This window comes from Rhodopila sp. (assembly GCF_965276935.1).
Classification (GTDB): domain Bacteria; phylum Pseudomonadota; class Alphaproteobacteria; order Acetobacterales; family Acetobacteraceae; genus Rhodopila.
The window spans coordinates 965,393-991,270 of record NZ_CBDIBS010000003.1; the positions used below are offsets into that span (position 1 = coordinate 965,393).

General features: G+C 62.2%; 18 protein-coding genes and 1 tRNA gene. 10 read left to right on the plus strand and 9 right to left on the minus strand.

Annotated elements, in window-relative coordinates; all coding sequences use genetic code 11:
• Positions 1-53 precede the first annotated feature (53 nt).
• From ACQY4S_RS12300 to ACQY4S_RS12310, 3 genes are all read left to right on the plus strand, one after another.
• Positions 54-830 (plus strand): HD domain-containing protein, encoded by a 777-nt coding sequence (locus tag ACQY4S_RS12300; RefSeq protein ID WP_428485493.1) that lies wholly within the window; start codon positions 54-56, stop codon positions 828-830.
• 602 nt (positions 831-1,432) lie between these two features.
• Positions 1,433-1,897: a hypothetical protein gene (locus ACQY4S_RS12305; RefSeq protein WP_428485494.1), complete on the plus strand. Its 465-nt coding sequence runs from the start codon at positions 1,433-1,435 to the stop codon at positions 1,895-1,897.
• Positions 1,898-2,116: 219 nt separating this feature from the next.
• A complete protein-coding gene (locus ACQY4S_RS12310; RefSeq protein WP_428485495.1) occupies positions 2,117-3,169 on the plus strand; it encodes a cyclase family protein in 1,053 nt (350 codons plus the stop codon).
• A gap of 124 nt (positions 3,170-3,293) precedes the next feature.
• Here the strand turns inward: ACQY4S_RS12310 and ACQY4S_RS12315 are convergent, their stop codons facing one another.
• Positions 3,294-3,941, minus strand: a complete 648-nt coding sequence (locus tag ACQY4S_RS12315; protein ID WP_428485496.1) for an ABC transporter substrate-binding protein — start codon at positions 3,939-3,941, stop codon at positions 3,294-3,296.
• Positions 3,942-4,193: 252 nt separating this feature from the next.
• Here ACQY4S_RS12315 and ACQY4S_RS12320 point away from each other — a divergent pair, with 252 nt between their 5' ends.
• The gene (locus ACQY4S_RS12320; protein ID WP_428485497.1) at positions 4,194-5,480 is read left to right on the plus strand and encodes a sulfotransferase family protein; all 1,287 of its coding nucleotides are present in this window, start codon (positions 4,194-4,196) and stop codon (positions 5,478-5,480) included.
• A gap of 59 nt (positions 5,481-5,539) precedes the next feature.
• Here the strand turns inward: ACQY4S_RS12320 and ACQY4S_RS12325 are convergent, their stop codons facing one another.
• From ACQY4S_RS12325 to ACQY4S_RS12355, 7 genes are all read right to left on the minus strand, one after another.
• Positions 5,540-9,445 carry a glycosyl transferase family 90 gene (locus tag ACQY4S_RS12325; RefSeq protein ID WP_428485498.1) on the minus strand — a complete coding sequence of 1,302 codons (3,906 nt, stop codon included), beginning with the start codon at positions 9,443-9,445 and terminating at the stop codon, positions 5,540-5,542.
• A 353-nt stretch (positions 9,446-9,798) separates the two neighbouring features.
• A complete protein-coding gene (locus tag ACQY4S_RS12330) occupies positions 9,799-10,227 on the minus strand; it encodes a DUF29 domain-containing protein (protein WP_428485499.1) in 429 nt (142 codons plus the stop codon).
• 253 nt (positions 10,228-10,480) lie between these two features.
• A tRNA-Lys gene (locus tag ACQY4S_RS12335) sits at positions 10,481-10,556 on the minus strand.
• Positions 10,557-10,624: 68 nt separating this feature from the next.
• Positions 10,625-12,334, minus strand: coding sequence for a GMC family oxidoreductase (locus tag ACQY4S_RS12340; protein WP_428485500.1), 1,710 nt, complete (start codon positions 12,332-12,334; stop codon positions 10,625-10,627).
• A gap of 103 nt (positions 12,335-12,437) precedes the next feature.
• Positions 12,438-13,976, minus strand: a complete 1,539-nt coding sequence (gene mctP / locus ACQY4S_RS12345) for a monocarboxylate uptake permease MctP (RefSeq protein ID WP_428485501.1) — start codon at positions 13,974-13,976, stop codon at positions 12,438-12,440.
• A 3-nt stretch (positions 13,977-13,979) separates the two neighbouring features.
• Positions 13,980-14,192: a DUF3311 domain-containing protein gene (locus tag ACQY4S_RS12350; RefSeq protein ID WP_428485502.1), complete on the minus strand. Its 213-nt coding sequence runs from the start codon at positions 14,190-14,192 to the stop codon at positions 13,980-13,982.
• 297 nt (positions 14,193-14,489) lie between these two features.
• On the minus strand, positions 14,490-14,771 hold the full coding sequence (locus ACQY4S_RS12355; RefSeq protein ID WP_428485503.1) for a hypothetical protein: 282 nt from the start codon (positions 14,769-14,771) through the stop codon (positions 14,490-14,492).
• Between ACQY4S_RS12355 and ACQY4S_RS12360 the strand changes: the two genes are divergently transcribed.
• The gene (locus ACQY4S_RS12360; RefSeq protein WP_428485504.1) at positions 14,770-17,916 is read left to right on the plus strand and encodes a CheR family methyltransferase; all 3,147 of its coding nucleotides are present in this window, start codon (positions 14,770-14,772) and stop codon (positions 17,914-17,916) included. The genes ACQY4S_RS12355 and ACQY4S_RS12360 overlap by 2 nt on opposite strands.
• On the plus strand, positions 17,913-18,296 hold the full coding sequence (locus ACQY4S_RS12365; RefSeq protein WP_428485505.1) for a response regulator: 384 nt from the start codon (positions 17,913-17,915) through the stop codon (positions 18,294-18,296). The genes ACQY4S_RS12360 and ACQY4S_RS12365 overlap by 4 nt, the downstream gene beginning before the upstream one ends.
• Positions 18,297-18,564: 268 nt before the next feature.
• Here the strand turns inward: ACQY4S_RS12365 and ACQY4S_RS12370 are convergent, their stop codons facing one another.
• Complete coding sequence (locus tag ACQY4S_RS12370) at positions 18,565-19,596, minus strand: LLM class flavin-dependent oxidoreductase (protein WP_428485506.1); 1,032 nt, start codon at positions 19,594-19,596, stop codon at positions 18,565-18,567.
• 271 nt (positions 19,597-19,867) lie between these two features.
• On the opposite strand from ACQY4S_RS12370, the gene ACQY4S_RS12375 reads away from it, so the two are divergent.
• From ACQY4S_RS12375 to ACQY4S_RS12390, 4 genes are all read left to right on the plus strand, one after another.
• Positions 19,868-21,151, plus strand: coding sequence for an FAD-dependent oxidoreductase (locus tag ACQY4S_RS12375; protein WP_428485507.1), 1,284 nt, complete (start codon positions 19,868-19,870; stop codon positions 21,149-21,151).
• Between the two features lie 250 nt (positions 21,152-21,401).
• Positions 21,402-22,223, plus strand: coding sequence for an alpha/beta fold hydrolase (locus ACQY4S_RS12380; protein WP_428485508.1), 822 nt, complete (start codon positions 21,402-21,404; stop codon positions 22,221-22,223).
• A gap of 204 nt (positions 22,224-22,427) precedes the next feature.
• Positions 22,428-24,650: a CHASE3 domain-containing protein gene (locus ACQY4S_RS12385; RefSeq protein ID WP_428485509.1), complete on the plus strand. Its 2,223-nt coding sequence runs from the start codon at positions 22,428-22,430 to the stop codon at positions 24,648-24,650.
• A 150-nt stretch (positions 24,651-24,800) separates the two neighbouring features.
• On the plus strand, positions 24,801-25,874 hold the full coding sequence (locus ACQY4S_RS12390) for a hypothetical protein (RefSeq protein WP_428485510.1): 1,074 nt from the start codon (positions 24,801-24,803) through the stop codon (positions 25,872-25,874).
• Positions 25,875-25,878: the final 4 nt, after the last annotated feature.

Sequence of the window (25,878 nt, forward strand, 5' to 3'; positions counted from 1 at the left end):
GCATCTTGGTTTTGCCGTTCATCGCGAATCGGATTGGGCTGTATGAGACTAATATGACGATAAAGACGTTTGAAATTCGTTGTCCGATTTATGGCTTCATTCCGCTAGATGCTTGGGAGCGCGAGATCGTTGCGCAGCCTGCATTTCAGAGGCTGCGTCGCATTCGTCAGTTGGGATGGACTGATGCAATCTATCCTGGAGCTATGCATACCCGCTTTGAGCACTCGCTTGGCGTCATGCACATGGCATCGATGCTATACGACGGCGTTCAAGAACGCTGCAGTGACGTTCTCCGCAGTGAATATCAGTATGGCGATGCTGGGGTGAAGCGTTACCGTCGTCTCGTCCGTTTAGCCGCGCTTCTTCATGACGTAGGACATGGACCCTTTTCCCATGCCGTAGAGGAGTTGGCTCCACTCAATGATGGAGGGGAAAGCAGTCGACGTTATCGTCATGAGGAATACTCTGCCGCAATCATCCGAAGGCACTTTCGAGACGTCATCGAAAATCATCCGGCTAATGCAAACTACCGGTTCACCATTGACGACGTCGCAGGCCTAATTGAGGGAAAATCTGCCGCGGGAAGTGCTGCAATCTGGCAGGAGATTATATCCAGCCAACTGGACGCTGACCGAATGGATTATTTACTCAGAGATGCATACCATTCAGGGGTGGAATATGGCCGATACGACTGGCGACGCCTCATAAATTCCATCGAGCTTGTTGAAGACGCTGAGAGCGGCTCCTGGCGCTTAGGAGTTTCTGATGGAGGACGCCATGTAGCGGAGGGTCTTATTATTGCTCGTTACATGATGTTTAGTCAAATCTAATTCCACAAAGCTAGAGTAATATTGGACTATCATCTACATCATGCGGTTGAGGCACTGCTTCCTGGGGGTGTCTTTCCACCACCCATAGGATCAGATCTCGACGAATATTTGAAATGGGATGATTGGCGGGTTCTTGGTTACTTTTCTCAGGACTGTGGAGGCGAGCACGCCCGCCATCTTAAAGGACGGGATTTCTTTCGACTTGTGTATGAGACGCCTGAAGTTCCGACCCTTGAAGATGAAGGTCGGCTTAATGCCGCCATGTCAGCACTGGAGGGTCTATCGCCCGTGCGACGAGATGCGCGAAAATCCTGGTACAAGGTAGGGTCAGATGACCTGCCTGTTGCAGCATCTATTAGCGGCGGTCGAACAATGCTGCTTTCTGCATGTTCCTCAATTGTCCGCCAAATGACGCCATCGCGCAGCGTTCGCCTCTATGTTCCCAGAACCATTCGTTCTGAGGCACAGAAACGTCTTACAAATTTGCTTAAAGAAAGGTCTGCATGATGAGCACTCAGCCACCCCAAGGTGACCTGCGCCTCGCTACGATCGCCGCTCTCGTAAGGCAGTCCGATCCGCATCCTCTCGGTCGAACTGCTATAATGAAGCTGGTATATTTTCCTCAGACGTTGCGCAAGGTTCCTCTTGGATATGACTTCAGAATCTATACCTATGGTCCTTATGATGGACAGGTTCTTGAGGATTTGAAGGTCGCTGAATTGAAGGGGGCTGTGCGGTCGTCTGAGGTGGGCTATTCTATAGGCACTGGATATGCAATAGTTCCTGGGCATGAAATTGATGCTCTTCTTGCACGCAGCCCCGCTATACAGCGCTATCAGGCAGATATTATTTCTGTTATAAGTGAATTTGGGAATCGTTCCGCTACTGACCTGGAAATGGCAAGTACTCTTGTATTTTTGGACCGTACGGAATCTCTGGCGGGCAGGCAAGCGACTGTCCCTGACACAGCTCGGAAAGTAAAGGAGATCAAGCCGAGGCTTGATGTAGATAGGATTCTTAGGGAAGCTGCTACTTTAAAGGAGAAAGGGTATATAGCTGCCGTTTAACCTTAATCCACTTTCATTAATTAAGTAGCAGAATTTGCTGCCGAACACGGTATGCGTTTCGAAGGGGAAAGTCTGGGAATATGGAGGATATTGGTCCGACATTGAGAGTGGCGTCATCGTTCAATGTCATGGTCAATCCGCTACGCTGCCCCCTGAACCTCGACATCGTCAATCAACCTACTACCTTGCCAAATCCCCAGGACAAGAAAGGCAACGACCATGGCCGACAATCCACGCTGGACCCGCCGCCCCGCCGGCTCGACCTGGGGTGATTTCGGACCTGATGACCAACTCGGCCGCCTCAACCTAGTCACCCCGGAGAAGGTGCTGCAAGGCATCGCCGAGGTGAAATTAGGCAAAACCTTCTGCCTGTCGCTGCCGCTGGACTATCCGGGCGGCAACATCGTCAATCCCCGTCGCCATCCGCCGGTGCTGAAACCCACCGAGCGGAACGGCCGCCCCAACATGAACTACCCGATGCGCTGCGACGACCCGACCGCGCTGGATATCGTCTGCGATGATCAGGTGGTGCTGACGCTGCAATACTCGACGCAGTGGGACAGCCTGGCGCATGTCGGCCAGATGTTCGACGTCGACGGCGACGGCATTGCTGAAGACGTCTTCTACAACGGCTATCGTGCCGGCACCGACATCATCGGGCCGGTGTTGTACGATGCGAAAGGCAACCAGACGCCGACCCATCAGACCCCCGGCGCGCGCCGCCTTGGGGTGGAGAACATGGCGGCTGCCTGCGTGCAAGGCCGAGCGGTGATGATTGATCTGGAGGCGCATTTTGGACGCAGCGGAAGGGTTGTCGGCTATGAGGACCTGATGACCGTGCTGGACAAGGACAAGGTCGTGATCGAGCCAGGCGACCTCGTCTGCATCCGCACCGGCTTTGCTCAGCTTCTGCTGGAGATGAACAAGCAGCCTGATCCGAAGGTGCTGTTCGCGACCACCTCGGCCTTCGACGGACGCGATCCGCAACTGCGGCAATGGGTCACCGACAGCGGCGTCGTCGCTCTGCTGGCCGATAATTACGCGGTGGAGGCCAGCCCCGCCAAGCCCTGCGCCGACGACCATTGCGCCATGCTGCCGCTGCATGCCCATTGCCTGTTCACGCTCGGCTGCTATCTGGGCGAGATGTGGTATCTGACTGAACTCGCGGACTGGCTGCGCGCGCAGGGGCGCAATCGCTTTTTGCTGACCGCTCCACCGCTGCGGCTGCCTGGCGCGGTCGGCTCACCGGCTACGCCTGTGGCGACGGTTTAGGGCAAGAAAGGCCAGGGCGCTGCCCTGGACCCGCCAAGGGGCGACGCCCCTTGGAACCACTTAATTAAGGGGTTCCAAGGGCATCCGCCCTCGGCGGGGTGCGGGGGCAGCGCCACGCTCTTGCTTAACTCGACCCTTCCGACAGGTCCGCCGACTTGCTACGCAGGCTATCCGCCAGCGCCTGGGGACCGCCGCGGGTCAGCATGCGGCGAAAATCCGATCGCTGCACGGCGACACGGCTGACCGACCCGTCCGCCAGCACATCCACGGCGCGCCAGTCGCCGGAGACCCGGCGCATGACGTAGTCCAGTTCGTGCCTGTCACCGGAGGTCGGGATGATCTCGGTCTGCACCACCTGCTCGCCATTGCCGACCGGCCGCGGATCGGGCTTTACCTGGAAACGCTCACCTTTGAAGCTGTTAAAATTGTTGACATATGATGCAACGGTATAGCGGCGGAACGCATCCTGCAGCATCTTCTGCTGGTTGTGCGGCAGATTGTCCCAAGTCGGCCCAACCGATTCCCGCAGGACCACGTCCAGGTCGAAGGTCTTGTCGATAATTGGGGCCAGCATGTCGATGCGTTGCGAGAACGGAGTGGCGTTCCCTGCCTTCATCACGCGCAGCAGCCCGTTGGTTAATTGCTGGACGGGCGCCACAACGTTCTCCGTGTCGACTGCGTATGCCAGCGGCACCGCGACTGGCGCCGCGACGACAGCAACAGCCGCTGCCGCCGCGAACAGAACACGGCGCCGGCAGGACAATGTGTCCATGAGACTATTCTCCAACATCACCGATGGTTCAGACGTATTTGGGGCCGCCCCGGTGACGGAGCAAATAAAATGACCGACGCGGCCCCCAAGATCGAACGACTGACATAATGCAGATACATGGGCACTTCTTATGCGCATTCACGCCTGTGAGACACCGAGGAATCACTTGATTGTGACATTACTCGCTCCAGGCCCGACTTACCTCTGATCAGTGGCACTGACTTGCCGCGCGTTGAACGGGAGACCGGATTTTTGTCGATCACGACCCATGCCTTCCGACTGGCGGATAAGGTTGCCGAAACCGTTGGTTTTCTCGACAAGCCGCTTGATCCCGACACTCTTATCCAGATCGCGCGCCGGCAGACTGGATTGCGCGCGTTTGGTGACACCTCGTTCATCGGGCCGCTCACCAGATTACTGGATTCCTGTTCCGCCGAGGCCGCGCTTGGGCTGATGGGCCGCAGCGCAACGCGCTGGGATATGGTACGCTTCCTGTCGAACCTGCTCCTGCTGCATGATGCCATGACCCGGTCGCCGGAGATCTTGCAGGAGCCGATCCAGCAACCGATCTTCATCACTGGTCTGCCACGCAGCGGCACGACGTTTCTACATCGGCTGATGATGACGGACCTGGACAATCGCGCCCCGCTGGTGTGGGAAACGATCTATCCTTCGCCGGCGGCTGGCACAACGACGAAGCGGATCGCCCGGGTGACGCGCCAGTTGAAGACGTTCGACTGGCTGGCGCCCGCCTTCCGTGCGCTGCATCCGCTGAATGCCACCTCACCGCAGGAATGCAGCGAGATCACGGCTCATGTTTTTCGCAGCCTTCGGTTTGATACCAATTACCACATTCCGTCCTACCGGACATGGCTGGACGCTGACGTGATGCGTCAACTGCCGGCCTACCGCTTTCATCGGCGGTTCCTGCAATACCTTCAGCACCAGGACCGCGTCGCGCACCGCTGGGTGCTGAAATGTCCGGAGCATCTTTTCGCCCTGCAGGCGATCCGTGCGGTCTATCCCGACGCGCGTCTGGTGTTTGTGCATCGGGACCCGGTGAAGGTGCTGCTGTCGCAGGCTCGGCTGACTGAGGTGCTGCGCCAGCCCTTTACCCGCCGGCTTGATCCGAAGGCGCTGGGTCCGGCCGAAAGCCGGCGTTGGCTGGATGGAACGCGTCGCATGATGGCGGCCGGCGACGACGCCGGTTTTCCGGAGCCGATCTGCCACGTTCATCACATGGACCTGATCAGCGACCCGGTCAGCACGGTCGAAGGCGTGTATCGGCATTTTGGCCTGACGCTGTCGCCGCGTACCGCCGGTGCGATCGAGGATTACGTCGCGGCCCAATCGAAAGGCGGCTACGGTGAACATAGCTATCACTTTGAGGATCACGGGCTGGAGGAACAGCAGGAGCGCGCGAAGTTCCGTCCCTACATGATCCGCTTCGGCGTCACGGCCGAAGCCGCGCCGCAACGACGGACAAATCAAGACCCGGCGCATGCAAGCCAGTCCGGGGAGCGGTCGTTGCAGGCCTAGGGGCTATCCTGGTTTGTCCCCGGCGGTGCTGTGCCTTTGGCCGTTCCTCCCGCCGCGGATCATTTCGCTGTCATCTGCAAGCCGGTAAACAGCAAGCCTGCCATGGCCGGAACCGCGGGCAGCGCTGGCTTCGACGTCTGACAAAGGTCGGGAAACAGCAACGTGATGGTTGTCTGGCTGCCGCGGGCGACAGTGGACGCCGGCACCGTGCTGACGACATCCCGCGGCGAGGTGACAACCACATCATCAACCTGCAGGCCGTTCACGACCGTGATCATGCGAAAGGCATTGGCGGGAGCAGGAGCCGCGAGCGACAGGCGCAGTTCCATATCATGCTCGCTCATTGGTCTAGGAAATTTGATCCGGCTTTCCGGACCCAGGGCATAGCGCCCAGTTGCTCCTGAGGCGGTAAAGATGCCCGACCAGCCATCGATCAGGAAGCGGCTCTCATCGGTTTCGGCGCCGAAAGGTATCACGATATCCGGGCGGCCGGAGAAACATCTGATGGCCGCGCTGATCGTGGGGCGGACGCGTTTGAGTTCATTGGCTCGCGACATCGAGCGAGCGAGCGCCAACCCAGCCTGACCGATCCGCTGGGCATGGTCATCATGCTCGCGAAGCCATCGGATCTTCTCGATCAGATCATGCATTTCCGGTTCGACCGGAACGTAATTCTCCCACGGAATCAGATCGTCGTAATACCACTGCCGATAGCCGAAGGGTGAACGGACCTTCAGCACCGGGCTACCGGTCAGCAACTTCTGAAACAGCGCCGCCCAGGCGTTCGTGTTGCCATCGATATCGATCTGATACTTGTAGCGCGTGAAGTCGGTCGGCCTGACGAAGTCGCCGCCCAGACCGGCCGCCTCGGCTTCCTGCAACATTGCCGCGGGAAGGCCGACAAAGCTGGTTATGGCGGCATCGATCAGGCCGGCGGACGCAGCCTGCCTGGCGATCAGGCACAGCTTCATGCGGGGAAGGTTACGCCAGTTTGAACGGAGCTGTCCCGTGCTGGCACCGCGCCAGAAGGCAATCGGCGCGCGATCGTTCCACGGCACCCAAGCCGCGTCGATGGCGGTACGGGCGGCGCTGTAGGCGTTGGTGTTCAGAAACACCGGGTCCGGAATCAGGAAGTACCCCGGCCGGTACTCCGACGGAGCAAGACCCGGTGTCGCGCCGCTGTCGCCGAGGGAGACCAGGACACTGCCGTGCTCCGGTGCGGGGGCGGTGGTGTAATCGTGGAACAAGGTCATGGACCGCGACCAGCCGAACAGCTCGATCCAGGTCCGATCGGAGGCAAACAGCGCGGCGTTCAAATGAAACCGCGACTTCCCGGCCGGGTCGATTTCCCATCGCATGGTCTGCGCCGGCGGTTCGATCGCTTCAACATCCACCGCCGCGCACCAGTCCGTCCCGAACCGGTCCCGCAGCAGTCGCGGCGCGAGGTCCCATTGGCCGGAGATGACCGAGGCCAGCAGCAGGCCTTCAAACATGAAGTCATCGTGGGGATAGTGAATGGCGAAGTCATCCACCAGCTTGCCGATGCGGCCACGGGCCGCCGCATGGTCTCCATCCAGGGAGTTTACGACAATCGATGCGAATGCCTGTTCGCGCGTGTTCGGAGCCTGTTCGACGAGGGTCTGCCGCGCTTCCGCCACCTTGGCCGCCGACCATTTCAGGATAACCGGGGATCGGTCGGGGCCGGGGCCGGATATCAGGCGCTGTCCGCGCGACGGCTCTGCTTCGGCAGGCTTTGCCGCGGCTGTCGCGATGGGGGCGGACGAAACGGCAACCTCGCCAGGCGTCGCGCGGGCAAGGTCGCCCGATTTCCATATCGCGTGGGCCTTGGTGCAAATCGCCGCCCAGCGATCCACCGCCGGCCCCAGATCCCTGTCATCCGGCGAAAAGGCGAACCGATCGACGTAGCCGATCATCAAGCCGGGTCCGGCGACACGCACGCTGCCGTTCGGGTTCGCTGCGTCCTCGTAACGGACATAGAGCAGGGCGTTGTCGCCGTAGCGCCGTGCCGCATTGTGCAGGCGTGCCAGTTCCGCATCGGTCAGATTGCGGGCGATCGACTTGAAGACAAAGATCTTCTCGCCGGCCTGCAGGTCGTCGATCAGCTTGCGGCGCAGGAACTGGATGCGGCGGCACGCCTGGGTGACCATCTTCTCATAAGCCACCTCGTCGGCCATGATGAAACACCGCATCGCCATCCAGTAGCGCTTGTCCCTGGTCCAGTACTCCGACCGGCCTGTCGTCGGCGGTGTAAATACAAGTGTGTTCTCCGGCAGCCCGACCCCCTCAAATTCGGCTTCGAGCGCGGCAATCAGCAGGTCGGCGCCAAGATCCGCCCAGCGCAACAAGCCCAGCGGTTCGGCGCCATGGGTTCTTTGAAACAAGCCGAATTCGCACCCGTGACCGGCACCCCCGAGACTTTCAAAGTCCTCGACGATCTCCTTCATGGCAGGCGTTGCGGCCTGTGGAACGGGTTCTACCGCAGCCTCGGCGGTGCTTTCCGGATCGACCTCCGCGACCCGCATCCGCGCCTCGAAAATCCGGTGCGACAGCGACTCCAGACGCGGGAAGCGGCGCTGTGCCGCCTGCCAGCGCTCGAGCGAGGCAATCCAGGCGCCCTGGCGAATGGCAACCTGCGCAAATTCGGCAAAAGGTTCGACCTGGTCGGGAAACCGCCTCTGGGCGTCGAGCAGGATGGTTTCGGCTTCGGCGTGCCGGCCCTCGACCGACAGTGCCTCGGCGTAACTCACGGCACCGTCCACCCGATCGGGAAACCGCTCCGCCAACTGCCTGGACCGCTCGATCATCGATGCGACGTCGCCGCGGATGCGGGCGAGGTTGACGTATTCGCCCGCCAGGTTCGCCTCGTCCGGGAACAGCGTGAGCGCACCGCGCAGGAGTGCTTCCGCCACCTCGAACTGGCCCGCATCACGCAGTGCCCCGGCGCCCCCAAGATAGCCGAGGTGGCTGTCCGGCAGGCGCAGGCGGAACGTCTCCCACCGCCTGACCGCTTCGTTCCAGTCCTTGCGACGCATGGCGTTGTGCGCGTACTCGGTCAGCAATCCGATGTCGCGTGGCTGCGAGGCGATGCCTTGCGCCAGCAGCGCATCCGACCCGTCCGGCCAGCCGGTTTCCCGCCGCACCAGCGCGCCGCCGATATAGCCGGCGGGATCGTCTGGAAATTGCTCGCGAAACCGGGTCCAGCACGCTTCCGCGACGGCCCACTCGCGCCGCTCCGTCGCCTGTTGCGCCGATAGACGCTGCGCCATCGGATCGTTTGGCAAGCGCTGATGCATGATCTCTGGGATCTCCTTTATACCGGTTTGGCCGTTCATCGTCTGGCATGCGCCGACGCCGAGATCGTCGCCTGCGGGATGGTTGGGAAAAGCCTCATGGGTATGGCTCGCCGTCGCGTCGGCCTCAGCTGCCGCACCGCGACGCGGCAGGCTTTCGACGTGCATCGAGGCGATCATCCGGTCGTTCAGACAGCGTTGCGTGGCAGCGGACAGCACGGCTTCGGCCGCAGCGTGCTTGCCGAGGTGGCGCAGGCCGTGGATGGCATGGAAGTAGCCTGCACTCTCGCCGGGAAACAGCCCGATGATCGCCTTGCCGATGCGGATGCCTGCCGGGTAATCCCCCCGCGCGTGCGCGAGATCGGCGGCGGCGGCGAGGATTTCGAGATCGTCCGGCCAGCGACGCCGCGCGTCCGCGAGAACCGCCACGGCTCGCGAGACCGCTCCGGCCGCCTGCAACGCCTGAGCGCCGATCAGATAGCCGATTCGGTTGTCCGGAAAGCGAAGCCGGATATCCGCCCAGCGGACTGCCGCGGCTGTCCACTCTCGCTGGTTGAACGCGAGCCAGGCAATGGCCAGCGCCACGTCCTGGTCGTTCGGCGAGCCATCCGCAGTCAGATGGACAGATGCTTCGGTTGTGTTGATCGTAGCCATTATCGCCTACCGGTAGAAGCAGTGCGGTGGGCTTAGCACAAAACGTGTGGATCAACGGAAGCAACCGTTACATCGTTGGGCGTGCAACGGCGTGTTCCTGCTATCATGTCAACTGATGACGAACAGGCGGGAATTCGAGACGGATTGGTCCAACGCGATCAAAACCGTTCTAACGCAGCGGCAAGCGTCGTCATGATCCTTTCGATAAGCATCGAAAAGGACGCCCGGCATGCCACATGCAGGCTACACACCCCACGCTATTACAACTTCGCACGGATTATGTGGCGCTATCAGGAGGAACATAGAAGCTGGCTACCCGCTGCGCCGCAGGTCGCAGCGGTGAATCAGGGTCATCAATCGACGCTCAGCAGTTCGTCGAGCGTTACGGGACAGACTGCCGGCATAAGCAGCGGCGGCTGACCGTCGATTGTCTCGGGCAGGCCCCGCAGGGCGTCGGCGTAGATACTGGGAAGGTTGATCTTCTGCCGCATGGACGGCACAAATCGCCGTCGCGCCTGAGCCCGAAACACGCGCGCCTCAGCCTGCCAATGTGGCACGTCGCGCGCGAGCGACCACCCTTCAGCCTTCAGCATGTGGATGAGCGCCCGCAACAGCAGCGACTCGACAGCGTGCCATTGCTCGCTCCCCACGCTCTCGATCTCCTCGGCAATGTTTGCCCAGTCCACTTCATCGTCGTTGAGCAGCTGGCCGGCGGCGCGCCGACGCAGCAACGCGGCTTGGCGCTCGGACCACTCGAGGATGTCGGTGTCGTAGTCGCTCATGCTGCCCTCCGGCATGCCGTGACTTTATCTATGGCCGTGCGGCTGCTTCCAGCTCTCGATGACCTCGTTGGCGTGCGTGCGCCGCGCCGCCTTCTCGACCTCGGGTAGTGTAAGCCAGGCTTTATGCGCGGCTAAAGCGCGACTGGTTTAGGTTGACCTACGAATCGCGCTTTAGTTCATTGTTTAATCGCGTGATTCACGCCTTCTGACTGGGTCAGCCTCAGGCGATCACGCTCTAGTCTCAGCGGCTTGTTGGTGGGCGCACACGGGCTCGAACCGTGGACCCGCTGATTAAGAGTCAGCTGCTCTACCAACTGAGCTATGCGCCCGCACCAACGCGGGCCGGGTTCTACCAACCTGCTCCCGCTTTGCAAACCCCCTGATCAAATCCCCCTTGTCAAACCCCCGCCAGGATCGCGTCCGCCATCTTCTCCGCCGTCATCAGCACCGGGAAATTGGTGTTCGCGCATGGCACCACCGGAAACACCGAGGCATCCACGACGCGCAGCCCCTCCACGCCGCGCACCCGCCCAGCGGGGTCGGTTACCGCCATCGGGTCGTCATCCGCCCCCATGCGGCACGTACAGGATGCATGCCAGACACCGACGGCGGCTTTCCGGACGAACGCCTCCAGCTTGTCGTCGTCGGTCAGCACGTCCTGCAAGGTGACGCCCTCCATGACCAGGTTCTGGATCAGGTACCGCCGCAGCGCCGCCGGTCCGTCCAGCGCGCGGGCCAGCGCGTCGGTGATCAGCTTGTTCTTGCGGCTGAGCAGCCCGACCTGCCGCACCTTGTCGCTGTAGCTGGCGGGAAACGGATCTGTTGTCACCGACTCCAGGGTGGGCGTCAGATGCAGCGCACCGAAGCGCCGCACGCCATCCATCATCCGTTCAAGGTCGCGCGGATCGGATAGCAGGCTGAAGTCAACCCGCGGTTCCTGCCGCCAATCGGCGGAGCGCAGCCGGACCTGTCCGCTTTCCGAGTAGGTCTTGTACACCGTGATGATGAACGAGCCGATCTGCTCGCCCACCTTGTGCCAGGACGTCTTGTTGGTCACCACGGTGAACATATCGCCGGCTGGGATGCCGGGCAGGTTCGAGGAATAGCGCAGCGCGGTGTAGATATGGCGCCGGCTGTAATCCTGAATGATCCGCGCATGCGGTTTCAGGAACGCCGCCACCGCCACCGCCGGATGATCCTGCAGCCGCTGACCGACGCCGGGAAGTGCGGCGCGCACCTCGACGCCCATATCCCGCAGATGCGCCGCCGGGCCGATGCCAGCACGCATCAGGTGCGCGGGGGAATGAATGGCGCCGCAGGACAGGATGATCTCCCGCCCGCGAAACTCCCGCGGCTGACCGGCGACCATTGCCTTGACGCCGACGCAGCGCTGGCCCTCGAAGATCAGTTCGGAGGCCTCGGTGGCGGTAGAGATCGTCAGGTTCTGCCGCAGCCGCGTGCCCGGATCGAGGTAACCGATCGCCGCCGAGACGCGGCGTTCATAGGCGTTGGAGATGGTAATGGGAAAATACCCGTCCTGCCATTCCGCGTTCTGGTCCTGGATGAATTTATAGCCGGATTCGGCGAACGCCTTGCCCACCGCCTTGGCGTGTTCCGGCCACAGGTCGGGGAAAATGCGGCGCACCGGGATGCGGCCCTCAGTGCCATGCCACGGACCGTCGAAATCCATGTCGCGCTCCACCTTCTTGAAGTAGGGCAGCACGCTGTTCCAGTCCCAGCCGGTGGCACCCTTCGACGCCCATTCGTCGTAATCGGTCGGTGCGCCACGGTTGGCCAGTTGCCCATTGATCGACGACCCGCCGCCGAGGATACGCGCCTGCTCATAGGCGCGCAGCGGCGGCGGCCGCTGGTCCGGATTATTGTGCGAGATCACCTCCGTGCTGACCTTGAGCTTGTTCCAGGTGTAGTTCGGGTTGAGGTAGGCGGTGCCGGGATAGGAATCCAGCACCGCCGCGGGCACCTTGCCATGCGGTGTATCCTGCCCGGCCTCCAGCAGCAGCACCGTGTTCTGGCTGCGCGCCGAAAGCCGGTTGGCCAGCACCGAACCGGCGGAACCACCGCCGACAATGATCGTGTCGAAGGTCATGACCGGCCCGATCCGGTGCCTGTGTGCCGCTGCATCCTGCTCCCCCGTCCGACTTATGACGCGAAAGGATCGCGCTGTTTCCGGATGGAGGGCAAGTGGCGGCCTACCCGTAATCCTCCGCCACCGTGCTGTCGTTGCCACGATCGGACGCGACCAGGTTGAACACCAACGACAAGACGAGCCCGACAATCAGGTTCACGACCAGCGCGATGAGCGCGATATAGCAAGGCACCGTGACACCGAGGATGTGCAGCGGATAGACCGGCGCGTATTTGTTCACGACCACCAGCCATGTGCCCAGGCCGAAACCGCACATCCAGCCGATCAGCAGCGCCCAGCCGTTGAGCATCCGGGTGTAGAGCCCCAGCACCACCGGCGGCGCCGTCTGGATGATCCAGACGCCGCCGAGGAGCTGGAGCCAAAGGGCGTATTGCAGCGGCAGGAAGAAGATGAACGCCAGTGCTCCCGCCTTGACCACCAGCGAGACATACTTCGCCATCTGGCTTTCCTGCGCGTTCGTGCAGGCCGGATTGATGAACTCCCGGTAGATGTTGCGGGTGAAGGTATTGGCGGTGGCGATCGACATGATCGCCGCCGGCACCAGCGCGCCAATGGCGATCGCGGCGAAGGCGACGCCGACGAACCATGATGGGAACATTGCCAGGAACAGCGCCGGGACCGAGAAGTTATTGCTGTAGCGTTTGAACCCGTCGGCGAACGCCGGCATGGACGAAACGCCGATGGCGATGGCCATGAAGCCGATCAGCGCGAGCAACCCCAGCATCAACGAGTACGCCGGCAGGATCGCCGCGTTGCGCCGCACCACGCGGGCGCTGGATGAGCTCAGGATGCCGGTGATCGAATGCGGATACAGCAGCAGCGCGCCGGCCGACCCGAGTGCCAGGGTGGCATAGGCGCTGAATGATCCCAGTGACCCAGGCGGTGGCGCGGCCAACAGCAGCTTGGCCGGGGGGATCGCGGCGAACATCTTGCCGTAGCCACCCAGGTGCAGCGGCACGGCGATGATCACGACGATCACGGTGAGGTAGATCAGCAGATCCTTCACCACCGCGATCATCGCCGGCGCGCGCAGCCCGGAACTGTAGGTGAAGGCCGCCAGGATGACGAAGGCGATGATCAGCGGCAGGTCGCCGAAGAAGCCGGAGGTCTCCACCCCCATCGCGCCGATCACCACCTGGATGCCGACGAGCTGCAGCGCGATGTATGGCATGGTGGCCAGGATGCCGGTGAACGCCACGGCCAGCGCCAGCCAGCGGTTGCCGAAGCGCCCGCGCACGAAGTCGGCTGACGTGACGTAGCCATGCCGGTGCGCCACCGACCAGAGCCGTGGGAACACCACGTACAGGATTGGATAAACCATGATGGTGTATGGGACGGCGAAGAAGCCGAGCGCGCCGGCGCCGAACATCAGGGCGGGGACGGCGACGAAGGTGTAGGCGGTATAGAGGTCGCCGCCGATCAGGAACCAGGTGACGAGCGTGCCAAAACGGCGGCCGCCCAGCCCCCATTCGTGCAGCAGGTCCAGGTCACCCTTGCGCCAGCGGGCGGCGAAAAATCCCAGTCCGGCGACAAAGCCGAAAAGCAGGATGAAGACGGTCAGCGCCGTCCAGTCAGTGGCCACGGATCAGCGCTCCACGAGATAAACAAGGGCGACGATCGCGGCGCTGAGCAACACCCATAGAAGCTGGTACCAATAGAAGAACGGCACGCCGCCCAGCGAGGGTTCCGCCGTGTTGTAGGACGACACCCAGAGCATGCCGATGAACGGCAGCAGAAGCAGCAGACGGGCCCAGATCACGGGGTGCGCCGGCTTGGATTCGTCATCTTGTTCGGACATCCGTCCCCCAATATGCGTGTTCATGGCCGGGGCCATACCGCCTGTTCGTCCGCCAGGTAACTGCCGGCGTGCGCGTGATCGCGCAAATTTTCTAAATGTTACCGTAATGTCGCAGCCTGTTTGTCCGGACGTCCCGGCTGGATAAAATAGCTGAGTCTGCAACACCGCACTGCTCTCCAAGCGCCAGGGCCTGGCATTGGTAAGGGGTGCCGAGGTCCTGGTACTCGGTTCAGGAGACGCACATTGTTCGACGACAGCAGCCGACATTTTCCGGTAAGATGTTGTAAACCCGGTGGTCTAACCAATAATATCCGAAATGACAGTGTCTGTTACGCTACCATTATTAAGAGCAAAAACCATTGGAGATGGATTAAATTTTCTTGACTCCATTTGTTTTTCCATCTGCTGTCCCGGATAAGCGCGCGATGCTGACAACCAACTGCGGGAGGATATGTTCTGTTCTTCCGAGCAAGGCGCGCCAGGGGTGCCGAAATGGACGATTGGACCAGGGCGCGTCATCCCTGTCGCTGCTGCTTCGGGCCATCCTGCGGGTTCAGGCAGTGCCGGTGATCCGGCCATGACCGCCATCCCGATTGTCGGCATCGGCGCTTCCGCCGGTGGTATCGACGCGCTCCGCCACTTTTTTGAACGGATGCCGGCCGATACGGGCATGGGGTTCGTCGTCGTGCTGCATCTCGCGGCCGACCGCAAAAGCCTGTTGCCGGAGATCCTGGCGCGCTGGACCCGGATGCCGGTATCGGAAGCACAGGATGGCGATGAGGTTCAGGCCAACCACGTCCATGTCATTCCGGGCGGCGTGATCGCGACGTTGCAGCAGACGCGGCTGTCGTTGCAGGCGATGCCAGGCGATGCCGTGCGAGGCATGGCGCCGATCGACGCCTTCCTCGACTCGTTGGCGTCTAACTTGAAAGAGGATGCCGTTGGTGTCGTGCTCTCCGGCACCGGTCATGATGGCACTCTGGGTCTCAAGGCAATCAAGGCGTCGGGCGGCCTGACCCTGGCACAGGGATCAAATGGCTCGAAACCTGAATATGCCGGCATGCCCGACAGCGCTGTCGCGGCAGGCGGCGTCGACCTGCTGGTGCCCGCGGAAGAGATGATCAGCCACATCCTGGCCGCCCGCAAAACGCGACCGGAGCCGACGGGCGATCCGGCGGAAAATGCCCAGCGAGCGGACACCATCCGGCTGGAGGTCTGCGCGATCCTGCTGTCCCAACTCGGACATGACTTCAGCCAGTACAAGGGACAAACCTTCATGCGCCGGGTGCAGCGGCGCATGCAGGTGCTGCGGCTGACCGACCTGGACCAGTACGTGACGCGGCTGAGAACCGATCGGGAGCAGGTTGTCCTGTTGTTTCGCGATCTGCTGATCTCCGTCACCAGCTTCTTTCGCGACGCAGCGGCATTCACGGCGCTTGAGAAGACCGTTATTCCACGCCTGTTCGCCGACAAGAACGCGGGCAGCGAAATACGGCTCTGGGTGGCGGGATGCTCGACCGGCGAAGAGGCTTACTCCCTGGCGATCCTGCTGCGGGAACATCTGGACACGGTGTCGGCGGCCCCCAAGGTACAGGTCTTCGCCAGCGACATCGACGAGCTCGCGATCGCCACCGCGCGCGCCGGGCGTTATCCGGCATCCCTGCTTGAAGGCATGTCGGCCGAGAGGCGGTCCCGGTTCTTCACCGATGGTGCGGACGGCTTCACCGTGCGGCAGGAAGTGCGGGAGATGTGCACGTTCTCGACGCATAGCCTGATCCGCGACCCGCCGTTCTCGCGGATCAACATGGTGTCCTGCCGTAATCTGCTGATCTACCTCGACAGCGACCCGCAGGACCGGATCATTCCGATCTTCCACTACGCCCTCATGCCTGGCGGCATCCTCATGCTGGGCAGCTCGGAGACCATTGCGCCCCACGAGCGGTTGTTCACTACGCTGGATCGCACGCACCGGATTTTCCTGCGCCAAGCCGGACCAGGCGTAGCCCCTAGCCTGTCCCGGACGCCGGAACGGGAAGTCCGCCCGCGACCGGGCAGCAACCCGACCGCACCGCCGGACCCCAAGGGACAATGGGCACTGGCGGTGAGCTATGCCAACCGGCGCGTGCTGGAGCGCTTCGCCTCGGCCTTCGTCGTGGTCGACGGCCAGGGTGAGGTCATGCACTACTCCAGCCACACCGGCAAGTTCCTTGAGCCCGCCCTGGGAGTACCCACTACCAACCTGTTCGACATGGCGCGCCCGATGTGGGGCGCGGACCTGCGGCAGGCGTTGCGGCGCTGCGTCGAAACCGGACGGCAGGTCGAGCAGGAGCGTAGCTTCCGAACGTCCAACGCGGGACCGACCGAGACCGTCAAGCTGGTGGTCGAGCCGCTGCCGGTTCGTGATCCCAATCCGCTCTATATGATCGTGTTCGTGGAACTGGAGCAGGCAGCCGCGACGGATCAGCCGGCGCGGATCGGTGCGCCCGCCGAACCGGAGGCGCTGATCACGCAGTTGGAGCGAGCCAACCGCGATCTTCGCGAGCAGTTGCAAGCGGTCACCGAGGAACATGCGACGGCGATCGAGGAACTGCGGAGCTCCAACGAGGAGCTGCAATCGGTCAACGAGGAGATGCAGTCGTCGAACGAGGAACTGGAAACCTCCAAGGAGGAGATCCAGTCGGTCAACGAGGAGCTGAACACGGTCAACCTGGAACTGACCGCCAAGATCGATCAGCTCGACCGGAGCAACAGCGACCTGCGCAATCTGTTCGAGAGCACGAAGGTGGCGACGGTGTTCCTCGACCCGTTCCTCATTGTTCGCAGCTTCACGCCGGAAATCGCCAGCATCTATAATCTTATTCCCAGCGATCAGGGTCGGCCGCTGACGGATATCGTCAGCCGGCTGAATTACGACACCCTGCGCGAGGACGTGCAGCACGTCCTGCGGACGCTTGAGCCGTTGGAGAGGCGGGTCGATCGCGTCGATGGAAGTGTCCATTACCTGATGCGCATCCTGCCGTATCGCTCGCCGGACAATGCCGTGGACGGATCGCTGATCACGTTTGTTGATGTGACCACGATCGTGCGGGCCGAGGCGCATCAGCGGCTGCTGGTGGATGAACTCAACCACCGGGTGAAGAACATGCTGACGGTGGTGATCTCGCTGGCCAGCAACACGCTGCGGCGGTCCACTACGCTGGAACAGTTCTCCGATGTCTTTCTTGGACGAATTCACGCATTGACAGCGGCTTACGCCCTGCTGAGCCGGGAAGGCTGGTCGGCGGTCCCGCTGCGAGAGGTGCTGATGGAGGAACTGAAGCCGTTCCTCGCGAGCGAGCACATCAATGTCTGGCTGGATGGGCCCGCGGTGATGGTTGAACCTCGGGCGGCTCTCGCTCTTGGCATTGCTGTTCATGAACTGACAACGAACGCGGCGAAATATGGTGCGTTATCGGTTCCGGAGGGACGCGTGACGGTGACATGGGATGTCGATTGCGGAACGGACGGGGACAGGCTTGCCCTGGACTGGATCGAGCAGGACGGCCCGCCTGTCACTCGCCCGGTACGCAATGGCTTTGGCATGACGTTGATCGAACGTGGCCTGGCGCACGATCTTGGTGGCGAAGCAAGGATCGAGTTCCGGCCAACCGGCGTTCAAGCCAGGCTGCATGCGCCGTTGCATGGCAGCCGCGCCGGCCAACTGAAAAGGAGCGCGACCGCATGAAAGTCGAGAGCGCATTGCTCGCGGGCAAGCATGTCCTTGTCGTTGAGGACGAGATGCTGATCGCCATGCTTATCGAGGATATGCTGGTTGACCAGGGCTGCACCGTGATCGGACCGTTCAATACGCTTGCAAGCGCATTGGATGCGGCGCGAACCGAGCGGTTCGACCTGGCGATCCTGGATGTCAACCTGGCGGGAGAGAAAGTCTACCCTGTCGCCGAGGCGCTGACGGCACGGCACATTCCGTTCCTGTTCCTGTCCGGCTACGGCGACACGGCGATTCCAAAGGGAAAGTCAACCTGGCGGGTTTGCTCCAAGCCATTCAAGGGACTGGAGCTGACAACCATGTTGTCCGAGACACTTGCGGCGGGCCACGGCTAGGCCGCTGTTCTACTCGGCTTGTAACGAGGATAATGTGTCAGACGGCCAGCCGATGTTGAAAACACCGCGGCTTCGTCTTCATCCCTGTTATCCAAATTGAGACAAAGCGGAACGATGCGTCGCGGTCCAGCGCCGTGACGCCTGGCATCGCCGGCTGGTGCTAGAGCGTGATCGCCTGAGGCTGACCCAGTCAGAAGGCATGAAGCACGCGATCAGACAATGCGTGAAAGCGCGATTCTTCGGTCAACCAAAACCAATCGCGCTTTAATCACGCTGACTGGCGCAGCAATGAAGTCCTGGCATCCTCATTCGCTATCGCCTGATGGACGTCCGAAAGGATCGCGAATGACCGTTTGCGGGCGGCATGGTCGAAGATCTGCGCTGTCACCATCAGCTCGTCCGCGCCGGTGGACGCGATGAAGGACCGCAGCCCCCGCCGCACGGTGTCGGGACCACCGACAATCGAGCACGCCAGAGCTTCCTCCAGCATCGCCCGGGCATAAGGATCAAGCCGCGCGGCGATGTCGTCGACCGGTGCCGGCAGTTTTCCTGGCCGCCCGCTGCGGAGGTTCAGGAACGCTTGCTGCAGCGAGGAGAACAGCCGTAAAGCCTCGGTGTCCGTCTCAGCCGCGAAGACGTTGACGCCCAGCATGACGTGCGGGGCGGCCAGCCGCTGCGAGGGCCGGAATGTGCGGCGATAGACGGAGATCGCGTCGCGCATCTGTTGCGGGGCGAAATGGGAGGCGAACGCATAGGGCAGGCCCAGCATCGCGGCCAGTTGGGCGCCAAAGGTGCTGGATCCCAGGATCCAGACCTCGACATCCAGTCCGGCGCCCGGCACCGCCTGAAGCGCCTGGCCAGCGGCCGCCGGCTCGAAATAGGACATCAGTTCCATGACATCGTGCGGAAAACGATCGCCGTCGCCGGCGAGATTGCGCCGCATCGCCTGGGCGGCGCGCTGATCCGATCCCGGCGCCCGGCCGAGCCCCAGGTCGACCCGCCCCGGATGCAGCGCCGCGAGTGTGCCGAATTGTTCGGCGATTATCAGCGGCGCATGGTTAGGCAGCATGACGCCGCCGGCGCCGATTCGAATGGTGCTGGTGCCGGCGGCAACGTGTGCCAGCGCCACGGCCGTGGCCGCGCTGGCTATGCCCGGCATGTTATGATGCTCGGCCATCCAGTAGCGGCTGTAGCCAAATGCTTCCGCATGGCGGGCCAGGTCGAGCGCATTGCGCAGTGCCTGACCGGCGGTGCCGCCTTCAGGAACCGGGGCGAGGTCAAGAATTGAAAGTAAGGTCATGGCAGCGATATAAGTATGAGTGCCGTGGCTAAACAGCCGCTTTGGCCTAAAATTGCTTGTCGAGCCGAGCACGGCGGAGCGCCTGGGCTTGCACTTTTTCCAGGAGATACCGACGTCAAAGTTTCAACGCACACCTGGTAGGCGACTAGACCGGCGACAGATCAACTTTTTGGGGAAACCGCTGAACCGCTCTTTCGCCCCGTATTATCACTCCAAATCACCGATACCTGATTAACAGAGATCAATCCTGGCCGCGCGGGATCCAAATTCAATGTCCGAAGCAATCACCTGCCTGCAGCATGAAGACGAACCGCCTGACCACGTGGCCGACATCGTCATCATCGGGGCGGGGATCAGTGGCACGCTCGCCGCGACGGTGTTGGCCCGCGGCGGCTATCGTGTGACGATTGTCGATCGTTACAAGGAATACCCGACCGATTTTCGGGCCGAACATCTTGACGGCACGCAGATCGACCAGTTTGCCCGGCTTGGTCTGCTCGATGACCTGACGGCTGGCCTGTATCGCGGCGAGACAGTGGCGTGTGGGCGCCGGGGCCGGCTGATCGAAATCGGCAAGACGATCAACTTTGGGCTGCGCTACGACCAGATGGTCAATATCGCCCGCCGGCTTATGCCCACGACGGTGACATCCGTCATCGGTCGCGTCGTCGATGTCGTCACCAGCGACACGATCCAGCAGGTCCGCCTCGCCGACGGGCACGTGTTGCGCGGCCGGCTTCTGATCGTCGCGGCAGGCCTGGGCTACGCCTTATGCCGGAGGCTCGGCATTACACGAAAAATGGTTCGTGAAGCTCATTCCCTGACGTTCGGCTTCAGCATCACGCCGAAGGACCGCGCGGCGTTCGAGCATTCATACGTCGTCTATCAAGGCGAGAAGGTGGCTGACCGGATCGACTACCTCGCCCTGTTCAGACTGGGTGATCAGACTCGCGCCAACCTTTTTACCTTCCGGGATTATCGCGATCCCTGGACGACGGCGTTCCGGGCCGATCCGGCGCGTTGCTTGAAAGCAGCATTACCCGGCCTGACGAAGCTGATCGGTGATTTTGATGTCAGCGGCAAGGTGGAGGTGCGCGCGATGGACCTCTATATGTCCGAAGGGCATGTTCGCGATGGGGTTGTCCTGATCGGCGACGCCTTTCAGACCGCCTGTCCCGCCGCGGGCACCGGCATAACCAAGATACTGACGGACATCGAACGCCTGTGCCTTGTGCACATACCGGAATGGTTACGCACTGACGGCATCGGACAAGCGAAGATAGCGGCCTTTTACAACGATCCGATCAAACGGGCCTGCGATGCGAAGTCGGCGCATGATGCGGAGTACCGGCGGTCGGTGACGATCGAACCCGGCCTGAAGTGGATGATCCATCGGCAGCAGGTTCATGCCCGCCGGCGCGTCCGGGTCTTGGTCTCGCAGTGGATCGGCTCCGTTGGTGCCTGGAGGACATGGAACTTGCCCGGCCTGCGAGCACCAGGCAGCACCGTCGCGCTGGGCATCATGGACCGTGATAACGCAGACCACGTCATCTGACCTTTGGTTCCTTCTGCTGTTATCACGACCGTGGGCCTTGACGGCAGAAGGAGGGACCGAGCCTGGATGTGACAAGCCCGCTCCCATGAAACCAGCTTTGCCGCGCTCGGCCATGATACCGGCTATATATTGGAGCGTGTTTTCAATGGCGACGGTGCGTAGTCGCGTCATCGCGTGAAAGCAGCAGCGCGGCGCCGGCGAAACCATATCAGGCCACAGGCGTTCACAAGGCTGCTTCCGGAGCAATATCATGCCGTTCATCGAGACAGCCGACAAGACAACGCTGTTCTATAATGACTGGGGCAGCGGGCGTCCCGTCGTGTTGATCCACGGCTGGCCGCTCAACGCCGACATGTGGGAGTACCAATCTGTCTTCCTCGCCTCCCAGGGTCTGCGTGTCATTGCTTATGATCGGCGCGGCTTCGGACGATCCAGCCAACCATGGAGCGGCTACGACTACGACACGATGGCCGATGACCTGAAGTCGATACTGGATACGCTTGACCTGACAGACGCCGTGCTTGTCGGCTTCTCCATGGGCGGCGGCGAGGTTGCGCGCTACATGGGACGCCACCGGGGTGAGCGTGTGGCAAAGGCCGCGCTGATATCCGCCGTCACGCCTTGCCTGCTGCGGGGCGGCGACAACCCGGACGGCGTGGACCGCGGCACGTTCGACAAGATGATCGACGGATTGCGGCAGGACCGCCCGCACTTCCTGGCCACCTTCGGCAAGCAGTTTTTCGGCGCCGGCCTGCTGAACTTTACTGTTACGACCGAGATCCTGCAGTGGGCGTTGATGATGGCGATGACGGGATCGCCAAAAGCGACCCTCGACTGTGTCCGCGCCTTTTCCGAGACGGATTTTCGCCAGGACATGGCCGCCTTCCGTGTTCCGACCTTGATCGTGCATGGCGATGCGGACGCGACCGTGCCAGTGGACAAGTCGGGCCGCGTCGCGGCGTCCATGATCCCCGGGTCGGTGCTGAAGGAATATGCCGGGGCGCCGCATGCCTTGTTCTTTACCGAGAAGGACAAGCTCAACCAGGATCTTCTGGCGTTTATCCGAGGATAGGACTGGTGGACAAATAACCGCGTCACAGCGGCCTCGCCGCCGAAGCCGGCGGAGGCATGGTCGTCGTGGCATTTCAACCGAACGTTTGCGGTCGCGAGGCCTCACGACCTGCCAGGACTGTGCGATTGACAATGCCAGTGCGAAACGATAGGAGTGTCTGGCGGGATTTAATTCCGCATTAAATGAGCCTGGCCGAGCGGATAAATGAGCCGATACATTGTCGCACGCGCCAACTCCCTCGTGTTCGCGGGATTGGTCACGATCCTTGTCCTGATTGGTGGTGCCATCTGGGACCGCTTTAATGCGTCGAGTTCGGCACGTGACTGGACGGAGCACACCTACGCGGTGCTCGGCACCATCAAGGATCTCAATCTAGCCGTGCGCGCCGCGGAAAGCGGGGAGCGCGGCTTTCTGCTCACCGGCGGCGACGACTACCTTGCTCCCTACAACGCGGCGCTCGACCGCGTCGGGTTGCTCGAAGGGGACCTTCAGCACCAGACCGCCGACAACCCGGCGCAACAGACCCGATTGCACACGCTGATCCCCGCCCTGCAACACAAGCTGGAGGAGATGGGCCAGGCGGTCGAAGCGCGGCGCGAGGCCGGCCTGGATGGCGCATTGGGGATCGTTCGCTCCGGCGCCGGACGCGGCATGATGCGGGCGATCGAAGCAACGCTCGATGCGATGAATGCGGAAGAGCAGCGTTTGCTCGCGCAGCGGCAGGCGGCCATGGAAGCCCGCGGCGCCTGGATCCGCGGACTGGTGTTATCGGGTGGCATCCTGGCAATCGCCGCGCTCGCCTGGGCCGCCCGTCTGCTTAATCAGGCGTGGCTCCGGTCCTCCCAGGTGGAGACCGAGCAGCGGACGCTGGCGCTGCGGTTGCGGACCTCGTTCGACAGCCTGAGCCAGGGGGTCGCGGTATTTTCGACCGATGGACGCTTAACCCATTGGAATGAATGTTTCCAGATCTTGCTTGATCTGCCCAGGGCGATGGCCCGCGTGGATACGCCCTACGTCGCTTTCGTCGAACAGACGGCCGAAGGCGGGGCAGCGCTCCTGGAGACTGAACAGCAGATCCGGTATGGCCGGTCGCTGCCGGGGCAGCCGGTGACCTATGAACGCACCTGCTCTAACGGCCGTCACCTGGAGATACGCCGTACGCCGATGCCTGACGCTGGTTTCGTTCTGACGGTTGCCGACATGACCAAGCGTGCCCAGGCCGAGGCCGTGCTGCGGGAGGCGCAGAAGATGCAGGCGATCGGCCAGCTAACCGGCGGCATCGCGCATGATTTCAACAACCTGCTGACGGTGATCCTGGGGAACCTGGAACTCGCCCGGACCAAGCTGGACAGCGAACATCCCTTGCAGATCCGCATCGAAAGGGCGGTCTGGGCGGCTCAGCGTGGTGCGACCCTGACCAGCCAGTTGCTGGCGTTCGCGCGCAAGCAACCATTGGCACCGGCGCCGGTAGACCTGACGGCGACGGTGCCGGACATGGTCCCATTGCTGCGACGCACGCTCGGTGAGCATATCGATGTCCGCTACGTCGAAACCGCAGGCCTGTGGCCCGCCATGGCGGATGCGGCGCAGCTTGAGAACGTCGTGCTTAATCTGGCACTCAATGCACGCGACGCGATGCCTGGCGGCGGCCGTCTGACAATCGAACTGGCCAACAAGGTCCTCGACGATACCTATGCCCGTCACCATGCGGAGGTGACGCCGGGCGACTATGCGATGCTGGCGGTATCCGATACCGGCCACGGCATGACGCCGGACGTGCTTGCCTGTGCCTTCGAGCCGTTCTTCACCACCAAGCCGGATGGCAAGGGAACCGGCCTCGGCCTTGCCATGGTGTTCGGCTTCATCAAGCAGTCACAGGGACATGTGAACATCTACTCCGAGCCCGGAGAGGGTACGACCGTACGCCTTTATCTGCCGCGCGCGGTCGGCGCTGTCATGACGGCCGCACAGCGCAATGAGGCGCCGATCGATCTGCCGCGCAGTTCGGCCACCGTGCTGGTGGTGGAAGATGAACCCGCGGTGCGGGAAATCGCGGTCGCGATCCTGAGCGACCTTGGCTATCATGTTCTGGAGGCGGCGGACGGCGAGGAAGGACTGCGCGTATTTGGTGCCCATGCCAGCGAGGTAAACCTTCTGCTGACGGATGTCGTTCTTCCCGGCAAGGTGCGAGGGCGGGAGATAGCCGAGCGGATTGCGGCAATCCGGCCGGAGGTCAAGGTGTTGTTCATGTCCGGCTATACCGAGAACTCCATCGTCCACCACGGCCGCTTGGATGACGGCGTGCAGTTGATCGGCAAGCCGTTCAAGCGTGAGCAGTTGGCCCGCAAGGTCGCCGAGGTACTTGGCCTATCAGCGACGCTGGGTGTGTCGGATACCGGGAATGTGGTTGCGCTGAAGCCGCGATGAGGCGCTGAGGAGTTGGACTGAGGGTAAAAATGTTCATACGCGACCGGCGCGTGAACAAATTGCTCGTGCAGTAACGTTTCATTCATCTTCAGCGTCTAGCCTACACGGGTGGCCTCGCAGAATGCACCCCTGATCGAATCCCACTACCCGATGACTTTTCGGGAACGTGGCGTCGCGGTGCCTTTTACCGCGCCGCTGCTGGCTGGAACCCGCATTCGCGACTCGGGGTCGGCCGGCCTTGAACTGGTGGTGCCCAATCCGTCCGGCGGCCGTGGCGTCTATATCCTGCACCCGGCCAGGGTGCGGGAACGATACCGTCCAACCGTCCACGACACCGTGCTGCTTCAGCGCATCGCTCACCTGACCCTGCTGGACCCGTCGTCGATGCGCGGCGCCGCCTGGGATGTCGCGCGCGAGGGATTGGCGGGATCGGAGGCCCGCGCCGCTGCCGAGACCGCTTTCAGCACCGATCGGTCGCAGCGGCTGTGGGCCGAGTTCCTGCTGTTGACCACCCTGGTGGAGCAGGTGGAGCCGCATGGCCTGAAAATAAGGTCATTCGCCGACCGGTCGGCGGAACTCGATCGCAGGGCCAGCGCGGTATTGCACCGGCTGGGGCCGTCTTTCGGCCGGTCCGGTCCGCAACTTGGCGACGCACTGGCGGGACTGGGTGCGGTCTTCGCGCCGCTCGGCGTGGCGGCGGACGATACAAAGTCGCGTGTCGCGCGCCTGATCGAGCGCCTGGAAGACACACGGGATGACATGGCTCGGTCATTCCAGGTCGGCGAGGAAACCGACGGCACAAGGTTGGGCCGCTCGGTCATCGCCTCCATGGATATCACTCTGCCCTGCGGACGCGGCATGTTGACCGCCACGCGCGCCCTGCTCTCGGATCCGATAAAGTTGCTGAGCCTTTGGATTGTCAACCCGGCGCGGGTGACCGCGTTGGTGACACGCGCGGAGTGGGTCCTGGACGGCTGGGAGCAAATCTGCCTGCTTTGGCGATCCGCCAAAACCAACATGGTGCGGCGGGCGGCATTGCTGGAAATGGCGCAACTGGTCCCGGCCCTGCCATGCGAGGCGATGGAATGGAGCCCGACACCACTCCCGCGGGAGGCTCTGGATCCCGCCTGCCGGGTGACCTGCCAGAATGACGGATGGCGCACCGGCGGCGGCGCCTTCACGCTGATCGGGCGAAACGAGAAGCTGCGTGCCTTGAGTCTGTGACCTG

Excerpts from the sequence above, each read along its gene's own strand:
- ACQY4S_RS12330 (WP_428485499.1), bottom strand. The coding sequence starts at position 10,227 with ATGAGCGACTACGACACCGACATCCTCGAGTGGTCCGAGCGCCAAGCC.
- ACQY4S_RS12390 (WP_428485510.1), top strand. The coding sequence starts at position 24,801 with ATGACTTTTCGGGAACGTGGCGTCGCGGTGCCTTTTACCGCGCCGCTG.
- ACQY4S_RS12375 (WP_428485507.1), top strand. The coding sequence starts at position 19,868 with ATGTCCGAAGCAATCACCTGCCTGCAGCATGAAGACGAACCGCCTGAC.
- ACQY4S_RS12315 (WP_428485496.1), bottom strand. The coding sequence starts at position 3,941 with ATGGACACATTGTCCTGCCGGCGCCGTGTTCTGTTCGCGGCGGCAGCG.
- ACQY4S_RS12380 (WP_428485508.1), top strand. The coding sequence starts at position 21,402 with ATGCCGTTCATCGAGACAGCCGACAAGACAACGCTGTTCTATAATGAC.
- ACQY4S_RS12385 (WP_428485509.1), top strand. The coding sequence starts at position 22,428 with ATGAGCCGATACATTGTCGCACGCGCCAACTCCCTCGTGTTCGCGGGA.
- ACQY4S_RS12355 (WP_428485503.1), bottom strand. The coding sequence starts at position 14,771 with ATGGCCGGATCACCGGCACTGCCTGAACCCGCAGGATGGCCCGAAGCA.
- ACQY4S_RS12300 (WP_428485493.1), top strand. The coding sequence starts at position 54 with ATGACGATAAAGACGTTTGAAATTCGTTGTCCGATTTATGGCTTCATT.
- ACQY4S_RS12310 (WP_428485495.1), top strand. The coding sequence starts at position 2,117 with ATGGCCGACAATCCACGCTGGACCCGCCGCCCCGCCGGCTCGACCTGG.
- ACQY4S_RS12360 (WP_428485504.1), top strand. The coding sequence starts at position 14,770 with ATGACCGCCATCCCGATTGTCGGCATCGGCGCTTCCGCCGGTGGTATC.
- ACQY4S_RS12350 (WP_428485502.1), bottom strand. The coding sequence starts at position 14,192 with ATGTCCGAACAAGATGACGAATCCAAGCCGGCGCACCCCGTGATCTGG.
- ACQY4S_RS12365 (WP_428485505.1), top strand. The coding sequence starts at position 17,913 with ATGAAAGTCGAGAGCGCATTGCTCGCGGGCAAGCATGTCCTTGTCGTT.
- ACQY4S_RS12340 (WP_428485500.1), bottom strand. The coding sequence starts at position 12,334 with ATGACCTTCGACACGATCATTGTCGGCGGTGGTTCCGCCGGTTCGGTG.
- ACQY4S_RS12325 (WP_428485498.1), bottom strand. The coding sequence starts at position 9,445 with ATGGCTACGATCAACACAACCGAAGCATCTGTCCATCTGACTGCGGAT.
- ACQY4S_RS12370 (WP_428485506.1), bottom strand. The coding sequence starts at position 19,596 with ATGACCTTACTTTCAATTCTTGACCTCGCCCCGGTTCCTGAAGGCGGC.
- ACQY4S_RS12305 (WP_428485494.1), top strand. The coding sequence starts at position 1,433 with ATGAAGCTGGTATATTTTCCTCAGACGTTGCGCAAGGTTCCTCTTGGA.